Below are 4,068 nucleotides of genomic sequence, written 5' to 3' on the forward strand. Positions count from 1 at the left end.
GTCCGCCGGAGAGGGGTGTACACCGACCTCGTCGAGGTCATCGTGGTGACCGGTGTCCGCGTCAGGGTCGGCCAGGGGCAGCATCGCGCAGCGCCAGAAATCCAGCACCGGTCGCAGCTGCTGATCCACCGTACGGACCCGCAGGACCGCCAGCCCGGTCGGACGGCGCCCCGGCCTGGGCCGGTTCTGCCGCAACCCGACGACCTCCGTGGTGGTGGACAACGTGTCGGCGATCGCCGGGAACCGGCGGAACACGAAACCCCGGTAGAACAGGTTGGCCCGCACGTGCTGCGTCGCCAGCGTCGACTGCCCGATCGCGATATCCCACACCAACGCGGGATGAGCAACCGGCCACCGCCCGGCCACAGCGCGAGCCAAGCCGTCGTCCAGGGGCAGCCGCAGCCGATCGCCCACGATCGCCTGGTGCATCGCCGCGTGCCCGCTGCTCAACGTGACCGACGGCGCGGCGTCGAACACGTGCCCGACCGCCAGGTACTCGAAGTACGGACCCTGCGCCGGGACGAGCGGGCTGGCAGCCCCCGCCGTCGACCTGCCGCCGCCCACCGCTCGGCTCCTCCCTGCCTGTCCCCACTGCCTGTTACCGATCACTATTGGCCATACATTATCTTTCGGGCGGGCAGGTGCGCTGCGGGCACGGGCGACCCAGGCGCGGGCGACCCAGGTGTGAAACACGGGCGATCCAGGTGTGGCCCCGCGCTGGCGAGAGTCGGGAGTTGTGGATGGAATCGACCGCCGAGACGTTGGCCCGGTGGGCGCACGACTATGTGCCGAGTGCCGCGGACCTCGACCTGGCGCAGCGCTCACTGCTCGACACGATGGCTGTCACGCTCGCCGCCCGGCAGGACGATCTGGTGGCGCTGTCGGCCGGGTTGCCGGACGCGGCGCGCTGGGCGGCGGTCGGGCACGTCCTGGATTTCGACGACCTGCACCTGGAGTCCACCACCCACATCAGCGTGGTGTGCGTCCCCGCGACGCTGGCCGTCGGCGGGGACGCCCGCGCCTACCTGGCGGGAGCCGGGATGATGGCGCGGCTCGGGGCGGCGCTGGGCTGGGCTGGTCGCACTATGCCGGCGGCTGGCACGCCACCTGTACGGCCGGGGCGCCGGCCGCCGCCGTGTCCGCGTCGGTGGCGCTGGGCCTGTCGACCGAGCAGATCGCCACGGCGATCGCGCTCTCGGTTCCCGCGGCCGGCGGGGTGCAGCGGGCATTCGGTTCCGCCGGCAAGTCCCTGCAGGTCGGCTTCGCCGCCGACGCGGGAGTTCGGGCGGCGAGGCTGGCCGCCGTCGGCGCTACCGCGGATCCGACCGCGCTGGACGCATGGCTACGACTGGTCGGCGGCGACCCGGACCGCATCGACGTGACCGGCCCGGCGGTGCCCGGCGGGCTGGCGATCAAGATTTTTCCCTGCTGCTACGCACTGCAACGCCCGATCAGCGCGCTGCGCGAGCACCTGCCTGCCGACGCCGTCGCCTCGGGCATCACCGCGATCGAGGTGAGCACACCCGCGGGCGCAGTACAGCCGCTGATCCACCATCGGCCCCGCACCGGGCTGCAGGGGAAGTTCAGCCTGGAATATGCCATCGCCGCCGCGCTGCTGGACCCTCATCCCGGCTTCGGGAGCTTCACCGACCTCGCCGTGACCCGACTCGAAGCCCAGCGCCTGCTCCAGCTCGTAGCCGTCACCGAGACCCCCGGCGGTGACGGGCTGCTCTCCGGCCGCATCGACATCACGCTCACCCTCAGCGGTGGCGCCCGGTACTCGGTGAGCCAGCGGCTGCCACCCGGGTCGCCCGGGCGGCCACCTTCGGATCAGGACCTGCGCGCCAAGATCGCCGACTGTGGCCCCGACGTTCCCGCGCTGCTGACCGGACTGGACTGGGCGCGTGCCGCGACGCTGCTGGCAGACCACCTGCCTGGCCAAAGGAGCGGCCTGACGTGACCGAGCACCACATAACCGAGCACCAGCAGCACCGCCCCGAGTCGGGCGCGACGCCGGGCGCCGCGCCGCGATCCTCCTCGCAGCGATCCCCCTCGCCGCACGTCCCGCTGCCGTTGGCCGGGGTGACCGTGGTCAGCCTGGAGCAGGCCGTCGCGGCCCCGTTCGCCACCCGCCAGCTGGCTGATTTCGGCGCGCGGGTCATCAAGATCGAACGGCCCGACGGCGGCGACTTCGCCCGCCGCTACGACGTGTCGGTGCACGGCCAGTCGAGCTACTTCGTGTGGCTCAACCGCTCCAAGGAATCCCTCACCCTGGACGTGAAGACCACCGAGGGGCGCGCGGTTCTGGAGGAGCTGCTGGCCGAGGCCGACGTGCTGGTGCAGAACCTCGGCCCCGGCGCCGCCGCTCGCCTCGGCCTCGACGCCTCGTCCCTGGCCGACCGGCACCCTCGGGTGATCCCCTGCACGATCTCCGGCTACGGCACCGACGGGCCCTGGGCCGACCGGAAAGCCTACGACCTGCTCGTGCAGTGCGAGACCGGCCTCGTGTCGCTGACCGGTAGCCCGGACCAGATGGCGAAGGCCGGGATCTCGGTCGCCGACATCGCCGCCGGCATGTACGCCTACACCGGCGTCCTCACTGCCCTCTACCGGCGCGCCACCACGGGGGCGGTCTCCGCGGTCGAGGTATCGTTGTTCGAGGCCCTCGCCGAGTGGATGGGTTCACCGGCCTACTACACCCGGTACGGCGGGCGGCAACCGGCACGGGTCGGCGCTCAGCACGCCACCATCGCCCCCTACGGCCCGTTCACCACCGCCGAGGACCAGACGGTGCTGCTGGCCATCCAGAACGAACGCGAATGGCACGCCTTCTGCCGGATCGTGCTCGACGACCCGGCCCTGGCCGAGGACCACCGCTTCGCGACCAACTCCGCGCGCGTCGCCCACCGCGACGCCCTCAACGGCGTGATCGCGGACCGATTCGCCACGCTCGACACCGGCACAGTGCTGGCGTTGCTGGCCAAAGCCGGTATCGCCAACGCCCGGCTGAACTCCGTCGCCCACTTCCTCGACCACCCCGTCTTGACTGGCCGCGACCGGTGGCGCACCGTCGCCACCCCCGGCGGCGACATCGGCGCCCTCCTGCCCCCGGCCACCCTCACCGACCTGGACCCGGCGATGAACCCCGTTCCCGCCCTCGGCGAACACACCGACGCCATCCTGCGCAGCCTGGGCCGCACCGATACCGCCATCGCCGCGCTCCGTGCCGACGGCGTCATCTGACCTCCGCCGACCTCCGGCCCCCCATTCAAAGAGGACCCAGCGTGAGTACCCTGACCGCGGAAGAACAAGCCATCGTCGACACCGTGCGCGACTTCGTCGACCGGGAGGTCCGCCCGGTCGCCCGGGACCTGGAACACGCCAACGACTATCCCGAGAAGCTCATCGAGCAGATGAAAAAGCTCGGCATCTTCGGCCTGGCCATTCCGGAACCCTACGGCGAGGTTGCCGTCTCCACCCCCTGCTACGTCCAGGTCACCGAGCAGCTCGCCCGCGGCTGGATGAGCCTGGCCGGCGCGATGGGTGGCCACACCGTCGTCTCCACGCTCATCCTCACCTTCGGCACCGAGCAGCAGAAGCTGCGTTATCTGCCCGCACTGGCCAGCGGTGAGATCCGCGCCACGATGGCGTTGACCGAACCCGGCGGCGGTTCCGACCTGCAGGCCCTCACTACCAGCGCCCGCCGCGCCGGTGAGCACTACGTGGTCAACGGGTCGAAGACGTGGATCACCAACGCCCGCCGCTCCCAGCTGATCGCGCTGCTGTGCAGGACCGATCCGAAAGCCGAGCCCAGGCACAAGGGCATCAGCATCCTGCTGGTCGAACCCGGCGACGGGTTCACCGTGTCCAAAGACCTGCCAAAACTCGGCTACAAGGGCGTCGAAAGCTGTGAACTGTCCTTCGATGACTACCATGCCCCCGTCGATGCGCTGCTCGGCGGCGAGGAAGGCCGCGGATTCGCGCAGATTATGAAGGGCCTGGAGATCGGCCGGATTCAGGTCGCCGCCCGCGCCCTCGGTATCGCGGGTCTTCGAAGTTAACCGGGGT

At 70.9% G+C, this 4,068-nt stretch carries 3 protein-coding genes and 1 pseudogene; 3 read left to right on the forward strand and 1 reads right to left on the reverse strand.

Annotated elements, in window-relative coordinates; genetic code table 11:
- The coding region (locus AC08OU_RS23250; RefSeq protein WP_476605810.1) for a MaoC family dehydratase at positions 1-564 on the reverse strand (564 nt) is incomplete at its 3' end.
- Between the two features lie 415 nt (positions 565-979).
- Here AC08OU_RS23250 and AC08OU_RS23255 point away from each other — a divergent pair.
- The 3 genes and pseudogenes from AC08OU_RS23255 to AC08OU_RS23265 form a co-directional block, all read left to right on the forward strand.
- Positions 980-1,960, forward strand: coding sequence for an MmgE/PrpD family protein (locus AC08OU_RS23255; protein ID WP_476601770.1), 981 nt, complete (start codon positions 980-982; stop codon positions 1,958-1,960).
- Positions 1,957-3,243, forward strand: a complete 1,287-nt coding sequence (locus tag AC08OU_RS23260) for a CaiB/BaiF CoA transferase family protein (protein WP_476601769.1) — start codon at positions 1,957-1,959, stop codon at positions 3,241-3,243. Before AC08OU_RS23255 ends, AC08OU_RS23260 begins: the two co-directional genes overlap by 4 nt.
- Before the next feature lie 41 nt (positions 3,244-3,284).
- Positions 3,285-4,046, forward strand: a pseudogene (locus AC08OU_RS23265) (acyl-CoA dehydrogenase family protein); the annotation flags it as partial.
- Positions 4,047-4,068 lie beyond the last annotated feature (22 nt).

The sequence above is a fragment of the Frankia sp. CcMO1 genome, from assembly GCF_977945845.1.